Annotated in this window: 14 protein-coding genes and 1 tRNA gene; 3 read left to right on the top strand and 12 right to left on the bottom strand. The window is 64.8% G+C overall.

What is annotated here, in order from left to right:
• Window positions 1-133 precede the first annotated feature (133 nt).
• The 6 genes from pth to F7O44_RS15595 all read right to left on the bottom strand — a co-directional run bounded on the left by pth (window position 134) and on the right by F7O44_RS15595 (window position 5,236).
• Window positions 134-721 carry an aminoacyl-tRNA hydrolase gene (pth, locus tag F7O44_RS15620; RefSeq protein ID WP_162451195.1) on the bottom strand — a complete coding sequence of 196 codons (588 nt, stop codon included), beginning with the start codon at window positions 719-721 and terminating at the stop codon, window positions 134-136.
• Between the two features lie 24 nt (window positions 722-745).
• The gene (locus F7O44_RS15615; RefSeq protein WP_162451194.1) at window positions 746-1,378 is read right to left on the bottom strand and encodes a 50S ribosomal protein L25/general stress protein Ctc; all 633 of its coding nucleotides are present in this window, start codon (window positions 1,376-1,378) and stop codon (window positions 746-748) included.
• Between the two features lie 352 nt (window positions 1,379-1,730).
• The gene (locus F7O44_RS15610) at window positions 1,731-2,708 is read right to left on the bottom strand and encodes a ribose-phosphate diphosphokinase (RefSeq protein ID WP_162451193.1); all 978 of its coding nucleotides are present in this window, start codon (window positions 2,706-2,708) and stop codon (window positions 1,731-1,733) included.
• Window positions 2,705-4,165: a bifunctional UDP-N-acetylglucosamine diphosphorylase/glucosamine-1-phosphate N-acetyltransferase GlmU gene (glmU, locus tag F7O44_RS15605; RefSeq protein WP_162451192.1), complete on the bottom strand. Its 1,461-nt coding sequence runs from the start codon at window positions 4,163-4,165 to the stop codon at window positions 2,705-2,707. Before glmU ends, F7O44_RS15610 begins: the two co-directional genes overlap by 4 nt.
• Before the next feature lie 108 nt (window positions 4,166-4,273).
• Window positions 4,274-4,345, bottom strand: a tRNA-Gln gene (locus F7O44_RS15600).
• A gap of 48 nt (window positions 4,346-4,393) precedes the next feature.
• Window positions 4,394-5,236 (bottom strand): helix-turn-helix domain-containing protein, encoded by an 843-nt coding sequence (locus F7O44_RS15595; protein WP_162451191.1) that lies wholly within the window; start codon window positions 5,234-5,236, stop codon window positions 4,394-4,396.
• A gap of 212 nt (window positions 5,237-5,448) precedes the next feature.
• Here F7O44_RS15595 and F7O44_RS15590 point away from each other — a divergent pair, with 212 nt between their 5' ends.
• On the top strand, window positions 5,449-6,486 hold the full coding sequence (locus F7O44_RS15590; RefSeq protein ID WP_162451190.1) for an acyl-CoA desaturase: 1,038 nt from the start codon (window positions 5,449-5,451) through the stop codon (window positions 6,484-6,486).
• A 185-nt stretch (window positions 6,487-6,671) separates the two neighbouring features.
• Here the strand turns inward: F7O44_RS15590 and F7O44_RS15585 are convergent, their stop codons facing one another.
• Together F7O44_RS15585 and mgtE are read right to left on the bottom strand one after the other, a co-directional pair.
• Window positions 6,672-9,047 carry a beta-galactosidase gene (locus F7O44_RS15585; RefSeq protein ID WP_162451189.1) on the bottom strand — a complete coding sequence of 792 codons (2,376 nt, stop codon included), beginning with the start codon at window positions 9,045-9,047 and terminating at the stop codon, window positions 6,672-6,674.
• A gap of 116 nt (window positions 9,048-9,163) precedes the next feature.
• Window positions 9,164-10,471, bottom strand: coding sequence for a magnesium transporter (gene mgtE / locus F7O44_RS15580; protein ID WP_162451482.1), 1,308 nt, complete (start codon window positions 10,469-10,471; stop codon window positions 9,164-9,166).
• 353 nt (window positions 10,472-10,824) lie between these two features.
• Between mgtE and F7O44_RS15575 the strand changes: the two genes are divergently transcribed.
• Window positions 10,825-11,430 (top strand): TetR/AcrR family transcriptional regulator, encoded by a 606-nt coding sequence (locus F7O44_RS15575; RefSeq protein ID WP_162451188.1) that lies wholly within the window; start codon window positions 10,825-10,827, stop codon window positions 11,428-11,430.
• 15 nt (window positions 11,431-11,445) lie between these two features.
• On the opposite strand, the gene F7O44_RS15570 is transcribed toward F7O44_RS15575, so the two are convergent.
• Window positions 11,446-12,255, bottom strand: a complete 810-nt coding sequence (locus F7O44_RS15570) for a methyltransferase domain-containing protein (protein WP_222851404.1) — start codon at window positions 12,253-12,255, stop codon at window positions 11,446-11,448.
• A gap of 153 nt (window positions 12,256-12,408) precedes the next feature.
• Here F7O44_RS15570 and F7O44_RS15565 point away from each other — a divergent pair, with 153 nt between their 5' ends.
• Window positions 12,409-12,903 carry a MarR family winged helix-turn-helix transcriptional regulator gene (locus F7O44_RS15565; RefSeq protein WP_162451187.1) on the top strand — a complete coding sequence of 165 codons (495 nt, stop codon included), beginning with the start codon at window positions 12,409-12,411 and terminating at the stop codon, window positions 12,901-12,903.
• A gap of 147 nt (window positions 12,904-13,050) precedes the next feature.
• Here F7O44_RS15565 and F7O44_RS15560 read toward each other — a convergent pair whose 3' ends face one another.
• From F7O44_RS15560 to trpS, 3 genes are read right to left on the bottom strand one after another with little or no spacing between them, the layout of a single operon-like run.
• Complete coding sequence (locus tag F7O44_RS15560; RefSeq protein WP_162451186.1) at window positions 13,051-14,118, bottom strand: YhjD/YihY/BrkB family envelope integrity protein; 1,068 nt, start codon at window positions 14,116-14,118, stop codon at window positions 13,051-13,053.
• Window positions 14,115-14,756, bottom strand: a complete 642-nt coding sequence (locus F7O44_RS15555; protein ID WP_162451185.1) for a 2'-5' RNA ligase family protein — start codon at window positions 14,754-14,756, stop codon at window positions 14,115-14,117. The genes F7O44_RS15560 and F7O44_RS15555 overlap by 4 nt, the downstream gene beginning before the upstream one ends.
• Before the next feature lie 4 nt (window positions 14,757-14,760).
• Window positions 14,761-15,780, bottom strand: a complete 1,020-nt coding sequence (gene trpS / locus F7O44_RS15550) for a tryptophan--tRNA ligase (protein ID WP_162451184.1) — start codon at window positions 15,778-15,780, stop codon at window positions 14,761-14,763.
• Between the last annotated feature and the right edge of the window lie 23 nt (window positions 15,781-15,803).

Below are 15,803 nucleotides of genomic sequence, written 5' to 3'. Positions count from 1 at the left end.
TCTTCCTTGCACGAAATCGGTGCAGCTTTTGGGAACTATACGGGCCGATTGTGCTGAACGCCAGCCTAAACGTCGCTGGCCTGTTGTCCTGTGTCTTACCCGTGTCCCAAAAAGACACCTGGGCCGGCGAACGTCAGCCGTTGTAATGATTCTGAGCGTAGATCAAACCGTCGACGACAACTGCTTCCACCGCGTCGGCGCACCGATCGATCTCGAACTCCAGATTGCGGCGTTCAGCTGCGGAAAAGGGCTTCAGGACATACCCGGCCGGATCCATCCGGCCGGGCGGGCGGCTGACGCCGAAGCGGACCCGAACGTAGTCACCGCCGCCGAGTGCGGCGCGAATCGACCGTAGGCCGTTGTGACCACCATCACCGCCGCCCTTTTTTACGCGAATGGTGCCAAATGGAAGATCAAGTTCGTCATGGACGACTACCAAACGGTCGAGGTCTGTCTTATAGAAGTCGCGGAGAGCGGCCACCGGTCCGCCCGATTCGTTCATGTACGAGCGTGGTTTTGCCAGTACCGCACGGACTCCCGGCGCGGCCCCGAGACGGGTCTCGGCTATATCGGCACGGCGGCGCCGGGCGGCCTTGAACGAGGCAGCAGCGCGCGCGGCTAACAGACTGACTACCTCGGCGCCGACGTTGTGCCGCGTGTCGGCGTATTTCGGGCCGGGGTTCCCCAGCCCGACAACAAGCCACGCATCGTTGGAGTTCACCGCGTTTACCGCAGCGAGCCGAACTCAGGACTCGTCAGATTCCGAACCGGAGTCAGCGGCTGGCTCGGCAGCCTCGGCCTCGGCAGCGGCGGCGGCCTCGTCTTCCTCGGCAGCGACGTCGTGCGACGCGGTGATGTTCACGATCAGCGTCTCAGGATCGGCAGCGAGTGAAGAGCCCTTGGGCAGAACCAAGTCGCTGGCGTGAATCTGGGTGCCGATGTCGAGACCCTCGATGGACACGGTGACACTTTCCGGCAGGTGTGTCGCCTCGGCCTCGATGGAGATGGACGGACTGTCCAAGCTGACCATGGAACCGGAGATGGCATCGCCCTCGAGCAGCACCGGGATGTCGACGGTGACCTTCTCGCCACGCTTCACGAGCAACAGGTCTACGTGCTCGATGAAGCCCTTCAGCGGGTCACGCTGCACATGCTTGGGCAGCGCCAGCTCGTTACCCGCGCCCGAGATGTCCAGCGTGATCAGCACGTTGGGGTTCTTGAGCGCCAGCATGGTGTCGTGCCCTGGAAGCGCCAGGTGAATCGGATCGGTGCCATGTCCGTAGAGGACCGCGGGCACCTTGTCGGCGCGACGCAGGCGGCGCGCGGCGCCCTTACCGAACTCGGTACGCAGCTCGGCGGCAATCTTGACGTCGGACACGGTGAAACTCCTCCAGGCGAGTGTTCGATCTCAAAGTGAGGTGGCGTTCGGCGACGAGCGCGCCAGAAGCGCACCGCGTCGATCACGGAGCTCAGTTCAGAGCGCCCTCGCCGAGGCAACCACGCGATTCTACTCGCCCGGCCGCCCTCAACGCGAACCAGGTGGCTGGTCCGCCTCATCCAGCGTGTTAGAGGTCGCGCAGAATGGGGCGCCGGATAGCGAGCGGGGGCGGGCGCCTGGAGGGCAAGGCGGAGGAAGGAGTCGCACTGGGTTTGTGCGTCGACTGACGACAACGAAGCCCTCCAGGATGCCCGGGCACGCGAGCCCGGCGACTCCCATTCTGCGCGACCTCTTAGGTGTTTCCGTTAAACAGACTCGTCACCGAGCCGTCCTCGAAAACCTCACGGATCGCCCGCGCCAGGAGCGGCGCGATGGACAGCACGGTAAGGGTGTCGAAGCGACGTTCGTCGGGGATCGGCAACGTGTTGGTGACGACTACTTCGGTGATGCTCGAGTTCTTCAGCCGGTCGACCGCCGGCCCGGAGAGCACCGCGTGGGTCGCCGCGACGATCACGTTCGCTGCTCCGTTGGCGATGAGCGCCTCAGCGGCCTGGGTGATGGTGCCGGCGGTGTCGATCATGTCGTCGACCAGCAGGCAGGTGCGGCCGGCGACATCACCGACAACCTCATGCACCTTGACCTGATTGGCCACATTGGGATCGCGGCGCTTGTGGATGATCGCCAGCGGTGTGCCGAGCCGGTCCGCCCACACGTCGGCGACCCGGACCCGGCCGGCGTCCGGCGACACAACCGTCATGTTGGATGTCTGATAGTTCTCCGCGATGTGTCGAGCCAGGATCGGCAGCGCCCACAGGTGATCAACCGGCCCGTCGAAGAATCCCTGGATCTGTGCGGTGTGTAGATCCACCGCCATCAGGCGATGCGCGCCTGCCGTCTTGAACATATCCGCGATCAACCGGGCCGAGATCGGCTCGCGGCCCTGATGCTTCTTGTCCTGACGTGCATATCCGTAGAAGGGCATCACCACAGTGATCCGCTTGGCCGAGGCACGTTTCAAGGCGTCGACCATGACCAGCTGTTCCATGATCCAGTCGTTGATCGGAGCGGTGTGGCTCTGAACCACGAATGCGTCGCATCCGCGCACGCTCTCGTCGAAGCGGACGTAGAGCTCGCCGTTGGCGAACTCGTGCGCCCTCATCGGGATGAGCTCGACCCCGAGGCGTTCGGCCACTTCGGCGTTGAGCTCGGGATGCGCCCGGCCGCCGAACAACATCAGCGTCTTCGTGCCACTGGCCCGTAGACCGTTCATTGGTCGCTCCCCTCGACGACGTCACTTCCAGTCTGCCTCGCCCGCGCACGACGCGCAGCCTCGAGTGTTGATGTACCCGGCCGTCGACGATCGACCCAGCCCGACACGTTCCGCTGCCGCGCACGGGCAACGGCCAAATCGCCAGGCTCAGTGTGAGATGTCACCGTGGAGCCGGCCGCGACGTAGCTTCCGTCAGCCAGCTCCACAGGAGCGACCAGCACCGAATCGCTACCGACGAAGGTGTGGTCTCCGACAGTTGTGTGGTGCTTATGAACGCCGTCGTAGTTGGCGACTATGGTGCCGGCCCCGATGTTGACTCCGTCGCCGATCGTGGCATCACCCACGTACGAAAGATGCGGAACCTTCGATCCCTCGCCGATCTCGGCCTTCTTGGTCTCGACGAAGCCGCCGATCTTGCCCTTCTTGCCCAGGCGGGTACCGGGTCGCAGGTACGAGAACGGCCCGACGTTGGCGTGCGGTCCGATCTCCGCGCCCTCGGCGTGTGTCCGGATCACCACCGCGCCTCGGTCGACAGTTGTGTCGCGCAGCGTGCTGTCCGGGCCGATCTCGGCTCCTTCGTGGATGCGGGTGGAACCATGGAGCTGGACGCCGGGCCGCAGAACGACGTCGCGCTCGAGTGTCACCGTGACATCGATCCACGTCGTGGCCGGATCGATGATGGTGACACCGGCACGCATCCATTGCGTGGTGACCCGCCGGTTCATCTCACGGTTCAGCGCGGCGAGCTGGGATCGGTCGTTGACCCCTTCGGTCTGCCACGCATCCCCGGTCACCAATGCGCCTACACGCCGTCCGTCAGCTCTGGCCAAGCCCAGCACATCGGTCAGGTACAGCTCGCCCTGGACGTTGTCCGCGGTGAGCCGGGCTAATCCGGAGCGCAGAACGTCGGCGTCGAATGCGTAGATCCCGGAATTCATCTCGGTGATCCGCCGCGTTTCCTCATCGGCGTCCTTGTGCTCGACGATCCGGAGAACGGCGCCGTGCTCGTCACGGACGATCCGGCCATAGCCAGTCGGGTCCGCGACGTGCGCGGTCAGCACCGTGACCCCATTGGAGTCGGCCTCATGCTGATCGATCAGCGCACGCAACGTGTCACCGCTCAGCAACGGCACATCTCCATAGGTCACCACCACCACGCCGCTCAGTTCCGGCAGCATCGCGAGTGCGCACTGGACGGCGTGCCCCGTTCCGAGCTGCTCTTCCTGGATCGCGGTGGTGACCGCTGGCGCGGCATCAGCGAGGTGCGCTGTGACCTGGTCGCGGCCGTGACCGACCACTACGCTCAGGTGTTCAGGCTCCAAAGACTGGGCCGCGGCGACCGCATGCCCGACAAGGGATCGGCCGGAAAGCTCGTGCAGGACCTTAGGGATGGACGACTTCATCCGAGTGCCCTCGCCCGCGGCGAGGACGATAACGGCTGCGGGACGCGTAGTCACGCGGGCTCGCTCCTGAGCATCGGTGGGGCGGGAACGTGCACGACGATACTCCCCCGTCGCGAGCGGCACGAACCCCGACGTCACATCTACGCCAGGATTCGAACCAAGCTCCCGGGAGAGGATTCGAACCCCTACCTACAGGCACCAAAAGCCCGCGTGCTGCCATTACACTACCCGGGATTGTGGCCCAAATTTCAGCTCTAAGACTGAAGGCCGCACCCGAAGAGTCTACTGTATCTGTCGCACGGCCCGGCAGATTCCCCTCCACATGCCGTCCATCCGGCGATACTCAGCGGCCCCCTTCCGTGCGCAGATGACCAAGCATCCGTAATAACCCTCGGACGTGTTCTTACGCACCGTCTTCGGATTGTGCTTCTTCAGTGTCGCGCGTGCGAACCTGTCGACGGATACGCCGACAACGTCGGCCCAGTATCGTTCAGCGGCCTGCACATCGGCAGACTCGTGAATGTGCACCCTGAATGTCAGCCGCTCATCAGCCACGCCGAGCCGACGGAGCCAGGCCCTATATAGCAGAATCACGTCAGGATCGCTGTTGATGAAGCCGAGCCACTCAGTAGGGTTCCATGGCTTCGTTTTCGACCCTTCCGCCCAGTACAAGACGGCACCGATCAACATCAGCTCACGATCACTCAATTCGCCAACCCAGGCAGCCGCCTCACTCACCGCTTGCTCGCGCTCTTCGGCCCGGCGCGCGGTTTCTCGGTCCCAGCGCATCCTGGCGGCGCGTTTGGCGCGCTCCTTGGATCCTGGCGTCGGCTTCCACGCGACCTCTTTGGTGATCGCCCAGGCGCTGCTCTTCGCGATACCCAGCTCACGAGCGATCTCCGGTACCGACTGACCTTCCCGCCGCAGCGCGAGCGCACGGGCGCGCACGTCGTCGGAAATCGTAGGACGACGCCGGCCTTTCCCATAGACGCCAAGAACGCGACTAATGGTGCTTGCGCCAACCTGCAATTCGGTCTTGATCTGCGCGTACGTCGCGCCGGATTCACGCATGGCGTGAATCTTGCTCACCAATTCGGCGTCATCGACATGTCGCAACTTCGTCATGACCTATATATTACCTGGCCATTAACTAGAATTCAAACGCATGTTCTAGTCCGCACTAGACAGTGATACCCCTACCCTCGGAACGGATGACGTCCAGAGATACCGAGACTGGCATGGACGCAAACCGGCCGGCATTGCAAGATTTCAAGACCTACGTCGTCGTAGGTTACGGTTGCGTAGGAAAGGTATCCCTAAGCACCGGAGGACCGTCCATGGCTCCCACCGAGACTCTCAAGCAATCCGCAGGCCAGCCATCGGCGCCCGAGGCAGACGCAACCCCCGACCAAAAGGGCGATGCGCCCCTCACCTCCTTCGGCACTCACGAGGGTGATACCCCGTCCGCCGGGAAACGGATCGTTCTCGCGATCTTCATCGGACTCCCGTTCATCGCCTTACTGGCAGCCATCCCCTTCGCGTGGATGGGCGGGTTTCTCAGCTGGCTCGACGTGGTCCTGGCGGTGGTGATGTACCTGATCGCCGGTCATGGCATCACTGTCGGATTCCACCGGCATTTCACCCACCGGGCTTTCAAGGCGAATCGCGGACTCAAGATCGCGATGGCCGTTTCCGGCAGCCTCGCGATCGAGATGCCCGTGACCAACTGGGTCGCCGACCACCGCCGGCACCACAAGTACGCCGACAAGGAAGGCGACCCGCATTCGCCTTGGCGCTACGGCACCAGTGTTCCGGCCGTGGTCAAAGGCATGGTCTACGCGCACATGGGTTGGATGTTCGACAACGAGCGCACTGACCAGCAGAAGTATGTACCCGACCTGCTCAAGGACAAAGACATCCGCCGGGTCAACCAGTTGTTCCCGCTATGGGTGGCGGTCTCCCTGTTGCTCCCGCCGGTGATCGGCGGCCTCGCCACCTGGTCGTGGCACGGAGCACTGACGGCCTTCTTCTGGGCGACACTCGTGCGTATCGGCCTGCTGCACCACGTGACGTGGTCGATCAACTCGATCTGTCACGCGATGGGCGAGCGCCCGTTCGAGAGCCGGGACAAGTCCGGCAACGTATGGTGGCTCGCCGTGCTGTCCATGGGCGAGTCCTGGCACAACCTCCACCATGCGGACCCGACGAGCGCCCGGCATGGCGTGCTCAAGGGCCAGATCGACTCCAGCGCCCGCCTCATCAAGATTTTCGAGAAGCTGGGCTGGGTGTGGGATGTCCGCTGGCCGAGCGAGGAGCGCATCCAAGGCAAACGGGTCGACGACTACGGCGGCGAGAAGAACCTCATCGCCCCCTGACCTCGGAGCCTAATGAGGCTCTTCTGACGTGTCCGTGTGTGGGCGGCAGGTGGAGGCACCGATCCCCGCGAACCTGAAGCCGGCCATCGCCCGCACGAGAACCGAGATCACGGTGGCAAGAATGCCGACCACCGCCCAGGATCCCGCCCAACAGTCATATCTACTACGGAACTCCTAGCAGCAACTCATAGCCGGATGCCGACGCTGGCCCGTTGGCGCAGCGACACACTACGCAGCGCGAGGGCGATCCCGTCGACATACACGGGCTGGACCTCTGGCGAGAGGTAGATCGGCGCCGTCTCAGACAGCGGGAGAATCTCGAGCCGGAGTCCTTCATCGAGCACGTCTCCGAACCGCCGCAGCCCCACCTCCCAGGGACGCCCGTAGAAGAAATGGTCGGCCAGCAGCTGGTCCCCTGCGTACAGCCGGGCGGCATCGCCGACGTAGTCGATCCGCAAGAGCACCTCGCGGTCATCGGTGGTGTGCGCGACGAGCTGTCGCGGAAGGTCGAGCGTCCACGCCGCGGCCCCTGCGAAATCGGCATCGGTCGGGGCGGACGCACGGTTGAGTGGTCCGCCGCGAGGGATGTCCCGCGCCCGACCTGCTCTGCGGTTGGAGGTGCAGGCAACATCGACCGCCGGCTCCGCGCCCTCCAGCTGACTGCTGAACCAGTCGCCCTCCTGGTACCGATGGACCCGCACCGTGCGGGCTGTCGTCACGGCGGCAGGACCGTCGCCGAACACCACGACGGGTGCCTCGGACACATACAACTGACCCTGTGCGACGCTGACATGGCGTCCCTGGTCGGCCCGCAGGATCAGGACCCGCACCGTGCCCGCGGGACCGCTGATGGTGACCGCGCAGTCCAGGCCAGGACGGAGATCGCGCAGAACCGACATGCCGTCTTCGTTCGTCATGGTGACGCCTTGGGGCGCCTGATCAACCGTTCCGTGCTCGACCTGGAGTTCGACCGGTATCCCTTCGACCTCGGTGAGGACCAGCGCCGACGTAGAGCCCCCTCCGAGGCGAGTCACGACCTGAGCGGTCGCCGAGACGCGAGCCCCCGCCGCATCCAGGCGCAGCGGCCACGCGAAGAATGCGCCCGGAGCGATCGAGCACTCCACGGTCGGAATCCTCAGGGCTCCCTCCCCGAGTCCGTGGATTTCGAAGCCGACGGCCTCATGCCGCGGCAGGCTTTCTACTGGCTGGTGGTTGTTGACGAAGAGGTAGCCGGAGTCCCCGTCCGACCTCAACACCCATCGAAGTGTGGAGTGGTCATCGACGTCCGTGGGGCTGTCGTCAGGGAGTGTCATCTGCATCCGGGCCAGCCGTGGTCCCTCAGCTTCGATCCAGAGCGCCTGCTGCCGGAGCAGGCAGTAGGACGGACGGACCTGGCCAAACTCACCCAGCGGTGCCTGGAAGTCGTAGGACAGAACCGGGCAGTCATTCGGGTAGCCAGTGGCATGCGACTCCTGAGTTGTGGTCAGTTCGCCGATCACCTGAGTGGCCCCGTGGTACATGTAGTAGCCCTGCCAAGTGGAGCCCGACCCGAGCTTGACCAGTGAGATGGCGGCGACGTCCTCGGCCTCCACGAGTGGCCGTCGGTGGTAGGCGGTGTACATGCCACCGCCCAGCTCGCAGGTTGCGAACGGATAGCGCTCGAGCTCTGGCCCCAAAGCACCTTCCGCATCGCCTCCGATCGCCCCGCCTCCGTCGTCGGACCTCGACCCGGATTCCGCGTCAGCGTCCTGGTGGAGGTCGGACCCGATGGTGAAGTCGTCTCGCACATGGGTGAAGAAGAAGTGCAGCCGGCTCTGACGGGCCCAGCCTGCGTCGTGTTCGTCCCAGGCAGCCTCCGGGTAGCCTCCGAAGACGGGGATGAACTCGTCGCGCGGGATGTCAGCTCGTCCCCAGCCGGTGACCGTCCACAACGGCACCGAGAACCCAGCCTGCTGGGCCATCCGCTTCAGGGTGAGCAGGTGGTCCGGTTGGTCGTGGAGCTCGTTCTCGATCTGTACCGCGACGACGGGGCCGCCTTCCGTCCAGAACAGCCCCTCGAGCTGCTGGGCGATCTCGCCGTACCAGGGACGGACGATGTCGAGGTACTGAGAATCGTTCGTGCGCGTGTCAAGATCGAGAGCCATCACCCATTCCGGGAACCCGCCGTTGCGCGCTTCGCCGTGACCCCACGGGCCTATCCGGGCGACGATGTCGAGCCCGACGTCGGCGCACAGCTCCGCGAACGCGCGAAGGTCCCGGTCCCCGTCCCAGCGGTAGTGACCTCGGCGCTCCTCGTGAAGGATCCAAAAGACATAGGCTCCGACGACCGTGATGCCGCCGGCGCGCATCTTGCGCAGCTCGGCGTCCCACTCGGCACGCGGATAGCGTGCGTAGTGGAACTCGCCCATGACCGGGAACCAAGGTTCTCCGTCGCGCCACAGGCTCTGACTGTCGACGCGAATCTCACCGCCGGCAGCCGACCGGCCACCAAGCCGGAGGTGTCCAGTGAGCGGGGCCGCCGGAGCATGCGCGGCGAGAACGCGGCGCTGACCTGTGTTCATCGCACGCTCTCCATGAACTCTGCGTCGACCTCCTGTTGCAGGGGCACATCAAGCCCACATCGGGTGATACCGACGAGAGAGATCGTCGGCCGGGCGAACCCGTCGTCGAATAGACGCTAGATACCGAGCACCGCCCGGGCGGTCAGGAAGTAGATGATCAGCCCCGTAGCGTCGACCAGTGTCGCCACCATGGGCGCCGAGACCACGGCGGGGTCGATCCCCAGCTTCTTCGCCAGCAGCGGCATACAGCCACCTACGATCGCCGCCCACGTACACACCACCAGCAGCGATATCGCCACCACGATCGCCAGCTGGAAGTCGGCGAAGAACGTCGCGATGCCGATCCCGACGATCGCGAGCGCCACACCGAGTAGCGCACCGACACGTGCCTCACGCCACAGCACCAGGGGCAGGTCGCGCGGCCGGATATCGCCGAGCGCCAGCGCCCGGACCACGGACGTGGCCGACTGCGATCCCGTGTTACCACCCGTACCAGTGATCATCGGGATGAACAGTGCCAACGCGGTGACCTCAGCGAGGTTTTCCTCGAAGAAGTCCAGCACGTTGATCGTCATGATCGCGGCGATGAACAACAGCATCAGCCAGGGCGCCCGGCGGCTGGCCAGCAACCGGATCGTCGCCAGCAAGTAGAGACCGCCCAGGGGTTCCGAACCGGACTGCCGGTATGCGTCCTCGGTGTCCGCGGCTTCGATCAGCTCGACGGCGTCATCAATGGTCAGGAAGCCGAGCAGGCGGCCTTCGCTGTCGACGATCGGCAAGTCGAGCAGGTTCGCGTCCCGCATCAGCCTGGCGGCATATTCGGCGTCGTCGGTGGCTCGGGCGGAGACGTACTCCGTCTCGGCGATGTCTCCGACGCGCCAGTCGGTCGGAGCCGTCACCAGGTCACGTAGCGAGGCGACCCCGATCAGCCGGCGGCCGTCGTCAACGACGGCCAGGGTGTAGACGGTCTCGGCGCTGGCACCTTTGGTGCGGATCACGTCCAATGCTTCGGCGACCGACAGGTTCCGGTGCAGGGCGACCACCTGTGGCGTCATCCGCCGCCCGACCGAGTCCTCCGGATACCCGAGCAGCGCGGCGGTCATCTGCCGTTCGTGTGGGCTCAGCCCGGCGAGGACCCGCTTGGCGACTTTGGCCGGAACCTCGTCGATGAGCCGGGCGCGGTCGTCGGGGTCCATCCCCTCGACCAGCTCACGAAATGCGCGGTCGCGCATGCCCGCAAGGATCTCTTGCTGATCGGCGGGGTCGAGTTCTTCGAATACGGCCAGGGCCTTGCCCTTGTCCAACAGCCTGAAGACCAGTGCCATGCCGGCTGAGTCGACCCGGATCAATTCGTCGGCAATAGTGTGCGGTTGTTGCATACTCAACCATTCCTTCAGATATTGAAGGTCATGGTCTTTCAACATGTCGTTCAGCTCATGGCCGCTCACGGTCTCACCGCCTGGCGTGTATTCGGGCGCCACCGTTCGCTCGGGTGCGCCATGGACATCTGCTTGCGTCGAACCACCTGACAGGAGCCGGACTCACCGGCTGCGAGAACTCAGCCCAATCCGACGCGCGCCGGTTTGGTCTCATCGCTCCCGCCCATGTCTGCTGGCCGCCCTAGTCAACTGCATCAGGTGCCGCCGGGCGCCAGCAGGGCCAGGTGCCGGACTCGCGCCCGGAAGCCTTGCAACCATCTGGGCGTCCGGACCGGCATCATGGACCGGTGGACACTGATGGTGCACCCCCAGCACGTACCACGGGTAACCGGGTACGCATGACGGGTAAACAACGTCGTGAACAGCTACTCGACATCAGCCGAACGCTATTCGCCGAGCGTGGTTTCGACGGCACATCTATCGAGGAGATCGCCGCACGTGCGAAGGTCTCCAAGCCAGTAGTGTATGAGCATTTTGGTGGCAAGGAGGGAATCTACGCGGTCGTTGTCGATCGCGAAATGGAACGCCTGCTCAACAGCATCACTACGGCACTACGTTCGGCGAGTCACCCGCGTGTCCTGCTCGAACGTGCCGCACTGGCGTTGCTCGACTTCATCGAGACGTCGACCGACGGGTTCCGCATCCTGGTCCGCGACTCGCCAGTCGCACAGTCTGCCGGTGGATTCTCGAGCCTCATCTCAGATGCGGCCAGCCAGGTCGAGTACCTTTTGGCCGCCGAGTTCACCTCCCGCGACTTCGACGCCCAGCATGCTCCCATGTATTCGCAGATGCTGGTCGGCATGGTCGCGTTGACCGGGCAGTGGTGGCTGGAGGAACGCTCGCCGGACAAACACGAGGTGGCAGCACATCTGGTCAACCTGGCCTGGAACGGCCTCACCGGTTTGGAGCCGAGCCCAGCTCTCAACGGCACCAAAGACGATTGACCAGGTTTCGCGCCATCAACCCGGGCGGTGCGCGACGACGAAGATGCGCCGGTAACGCAGCACCGTTCCGTGCGGACCTACCGGGTACACGCCACGCAGGCGGGCCCTGTACTGCTCGGCGAACTCACGGGCCCGGAGCTCGTCGAGCTGGCCGACGACTTGCCCCAGGGCTGAGCCACGCAGCCATTCGAGGACGCTGTCGGGGCCTTCGAGCATGTGGAGATAGGTCGTTTCCCACACCTCGGTGGTGAATCCGAGATCGAGCATGGTGCTGAGGTAATCGACAGGATCGTGCGCCATCGGCCAGCTCACGTCCAGCAGCTCGTTCCACGGCGGGGTCGCCGCCAGCTCACGTAACTGCACATGGGCCGGTTCACCGAAGTTGCCCGGCAATTGGAAGGCGAACCAGCCGCCGGGGGCGACGAATGACGCGAGCTGCGGCAGCAGTTCCATGTGCCCGGGCACCCACTGCAACGTGGCATTGCTCAGCAGGACGTCCACTGGGCGGTCCGGCGCCCATTCACGCAGGTCAGCCTGGATGAACTCAGCTTCAGAGTGCTCCCGCGCACGTTGGATCATGGCCGCCGACGAGTCGACGCCGACGACGCGAGCTCCGGGCCAGCGGCCGGCCAGGCCAGCGGTGAGTTCACCGGGACCGCAACCGAGATCGGCGACGAAGCCGACCTGTTCGGCGCGCACCCGTGCCACCAAGTCGTGGAAAGGCCGGGCGCGCTGATCGGCGAACACCAGGTACTGCTGTGGGTCCCACATCTCTACTCCTACTCGATCGACCGGCGTGAGGACCGGATTCCGGAGCTGACTCATGTGCCACGCTCGGCCGGGCCATCAGAACACTTCTGCCGAGGCAAGATCGTCCGGAAAGAACCACCCACAAAAGATTTATCTTGACTTCAAGATAAATCTTGTCTCACCCACTACCTTGACGTCAAGATTCTTATTACCCCGTACAGTTGCGATATGGCGACTGACGAAGTGGATCGACTGGTCGAGGCCTGGCAACGGGAGCGGCCCGAGCTCGACGTCAGCCCGATGGAAGTGCTTTCTCGTGTCACTCGGCTCGCTCGATACCTCGATCGGGCTCGGCGTTCCGCCTTCGCCGCACACGGCCTCGAGACCTGGGAGTTCGACGTTCTGGCAGCATTACGTCGTTCCGGCCCGCCCTACGAACTCTCACCGGGCACGCTGCTCGCTCAAACGCTGGTCACCAGCGGCACCATGACCGCCCGCGTAGACAAGCTGACGGCAAGAGGGCTGGTGACCCGCCGGCGAGACGAACACGACCGGCGTGCGGTCCAGGTCGCGCTGACCGACAAGGGACGCGCGGCCGTCGACGCCGCGCTCGACGGCCTACTCGCCCACGAGCGGGAGATTCTCGCCGGCATCGGCGTGGCGGACCAGAGCGCGCTGGCGACGCTCCTGCGCGGTCTCGTCCTGCCCTTCGAACACCAATGACCCTGGCTTAGTGGCCCCGAGGAATGGATCTCTCCTCGCCCAGCAGACTCGCTCGGAGAGAGGCTTCGCCATCGCCCTCCCTCGCTGATGCCCACCACTCCATGGAGAGACTCCATTCCCCGGGGCCACTAAGGGAGCCGCGCCAGGTCAGGTGTTGTCTCGGCGCGAGAACGCCCCCAGGGTCCGCGCGGCCCGCCGAACGAGCACGGCGAAACCTGTGCCCGCGGCCCCCAGCACCACCCCCGCGGCCACACCGACCGAACGTGCCTGCCGTGCCGACGGGCTCAGCGTGACACCGGGTCTCTTTTCAGCAGCGGCCGGCGCAGGCGAGTCGCCGTCGTCGCCCTCCTCTCGCGCCGACCCGGCGGTGCGCTCGTATTCGTCGAGGTGATCGATCGCGCTCTCGGCGGTCAGCGCGGCCAGCACCATGAGCAGCCGCGTGACGATGTAGATCCACGCGATCACCACCAGCGGGATGGCGAATGTACCGAAGGCGTCAGCTCTGCCCGCACCCACCACGTACTCGACCAGGAACGTCTTCAGGATTTCAAACGCCACGGCGCCGAACAACGCGGTCATGGCCTGATGACGGAACGGAACGGTGATCCTGGGCAGGCCCACGAGGAGGTAGGCGAAGAGCAAGGTGTTGACGCCAACGGAGAGCACCCAGCTGAGCACCTCCAGAAAACCCGTGGACACGCCGTTCTCGACGCCCAGTAGGTCGATCAGGTATTCGGCCATCCGGCGCACGACGACGCTGGTCGCCCACGAGGCCGCCAGCAACAAGCCCAATCCGGCCAGCGACGCCATGTCCAGCAGCTTGCGGACAACGAAGTTGCCGGGTTGGTCGTCCATGCCCCACATCGAGCGAACAGCTGCCCGGACCGCGTCGACCCAGCGCAGGCCGGAGAAGATCAGGAACGGCACGCTGATCGCACCGATCGTGTCGGCGCGCTCGTAGAACCGGCCGACGTTGAGGTCAAGGCCCGGAAAATTCTCGTTCACGAGACTCTGCACAGTCTCGATACCGGCATCGCCGGCGATCCGGCTGGCGATGGCGGCCGAGATCAACAACAGCGGGAACAACGACACGAACCCGTAGAAGCTGGCCGCGCCGGCCAGGCGATCTCCCCGCAGATCGCCGTATCGATTCCACGCCCGGACAGGCAGAGTCGGCTGCAGGCGTTCCCAGAGCGCCCGGAGCCGTGCGATCACCCTGGCGGCCCGTCGCCCGGCGGACCGCCAGCCAGCCGCCGCATCGCCTCCAGCCGCCGTTCACCTCCGGGGCGTTCCGCGGCTACGTCGCCCTCGGCCGCCAGCTCGAAATCACGTTCACGTCGCCAGAAACCATCGGCTCCGTGCTCATAGAGGCTGAACGCGACGGCGTCGAAAACGGCCTCGTACCCGGCGAGAGTCTTAAAGGCGGTCTTCATCGCTTCGTCAGGCAGGTAGTGCGCCACCGTCACGTGCGGGTGATAAGGAAACGAGAGCTCGACGGCGAGCGGTCCGGTGCGGATAGCCATGGACAGCCGCTCACACGCCGAGATGCCCTCGGCCAGCGCCACGAACACAACGGGCGACACCGGCATGAACGTAGCAGTGCCCCGAAGGTGTACGCGGAATCTCGGGAATCGTTCCGCAATCCCTGCCAAGTGATCCTGGACGTCGCCGTAGCGGTCGTCCGGTCCGGCGTCGAGTGCCGTAGGCGGGACCAGGGTGATGTGCGACGGGATCGCATCGGCCAGCGGGTCGCCGAAAGACCGGCGCCAGTCCTGCAGTTCGGTGCCGTACGGCTCTGGAATAGGCAGTGCGACGCCGATGGTGCGACCGCGATTCTCCCCTTCGGCACTCACCGTCTCACCGCGCCGTCTCGGGTTCGAGGAAACCGATCCGGTCGTAAACCTGGCGCAACGTATGCGCGGATACCTCCCGCGCCTTGGCCGCACCTCTGGCGAGCAGCGCGTCGAGTTCCGCGGGGTCGTCCAGCAGCTCCCGGACTCGCTGCTGGAACGGCAGCACCGTTTCCATCACCGCTGACGTGACCTCCTTCTTCAGATCACCGTACCCGCGTCCGACGAAGTCCTGCTCGATATCGGCAACCGGGCGTGCGCTCATGGCGGACAGGATAGTGATGAGATTGGCCACGCCGGGCTTGTTCTCACGATCCGCCACAATTTCGCGGCCGGTGTCGGTCACTGCGCTCTTGATTCGCTTCTCGATCGTCTTGGGCTCGTCCAGCAGTTCGATGAGCCCCGATCCGCCGACGCTCTTGCTCATCTTGGCGGTGGGATCCTGCAGATCATAGATCTTGGCGGTGGCTTCGGGGATGTAGGGAGACGGCAACGTGAACGTTGGGCCGAAGCGGGAGTTGAACCGGCCGCCCAGATCCCGGGTGAGTTCGATGTGCTGGCGTTGGTCCTCACCTACGGGCACCTTGTCAGCGTGGTAGAGGAGAATGTCCGCAGCCTGCAGCACCGGGTAGGTGAAGAGCCCCACCGTGGTGGCATCGGCCCCCTGGCGCGCGGCCTTGTCCTTGAACTGCGTCATCCGGCTGGCTTCACCGAAACCCGTGATGCAGCTGAGCACCCACGCGAGCTGGGCATGCTCCGGCACATGGCTCTGAACGAAGAGCGTGCTGCGTTCCGGGTCGACCCCGCCGGCGATGTACTGCGCGGCCGTGACCCGGGTGCGTTGACGAAGCTGATCGGCATCGTGGCCGGCCGTGATGGCATGCAGGTCCACGACGCAGTAGAACGCGTCGTAGTGATCCTGCATGGCCGCCCATTGCCGCAATGCGCCGAGATAGTTGCCGAGGTGCAGAGATGCGTTGGTGGGCTGCATTCCCGAGAACACGCGGGGGCGGCGGTTGGTGGTCATGATGCCTATTCTGGCAGGACCCC

The sequence above is a fragment of the Phytoactinopolyspora mesophila genome (genome assembly GCF_010122465.1).
Classification (GTDB): Bacteria; Actinomycetota; Actinomycetes; order Jiangellales; family Jiangellaceae; genus Phytoactinopolyspora; species Phytoactinopolyspora mesophila.
The sequence above is the reverse complement of the archived record's forward strand: the minus strand, read 5'-3'. Positions and strand labels throughout refer to the sequence as shown.

Bases quoted from the DNA above. Each gene is read 5' to 3' on its own strand.
- F7O44_RS15590 (WP_162451190.1), top strand. From the start codon at position 5,449: ATGGCTCCCACCGAGACTCTCAAGCAATCCGCAGGCCAGCCATCGGCG.
- F7O44_RS15610 (WP_162451193.1), bottom strand. From the start codon at position 2,708: ATGAACGGTCTACGGGCCAGTGGCACGAAGACGCTGATGTTGTTCGGC.
- F7O44_RS15565 (WP_162451187.1), top strand. From the start codon at position 12,409: ATGGCGACTGACGAAGTGGATCGACTGGTCGAGGCCTGGCAACGGGAG.
- F7O44_RS15575 (WP_162451188.1), top strand. From the start codon at position 10,825: ATGACGGGTAAACAACGTCGTGAACAGCTACTCGACATCAGCCGAACG.
- F7O44_RS15595 (WP_162451191.1), bottom strand. From the start codon at position 5,236: ATGACGAAGTTGCGACATGTCGATGACGCCGAATTGGTGAGCAAGATT.
- trpS (WP_162451184.1), bottom strand. From the start codon at position 15,780: ATGACCACCAACCGCCGCCCCCGCGTGTTCTCGGGAATGCAGCCCACC.
- mgtE (WP_162451482.1), bottom strand. From the start codon at position 10,471: ATGTTGAAAGACCATGACCTTCAATATCTGAAGGAATGGTTGAGTATG.
- F7O44_RS15585 (WP_162451189.1), bottom strand. From the start codon at position 9,047: ATGAACACAGGTCAGCGCCGCGTTCTCGCCGCGCATGCTCCGGCGGCC.
- F7O44_RS15570 (WP_222851404.1), bottom strand. From the start codon at position 12,255: ATGAGTCAGCTCCGGAATCCGGTCCTCACGCCGGTCGATCGAGTAGGA.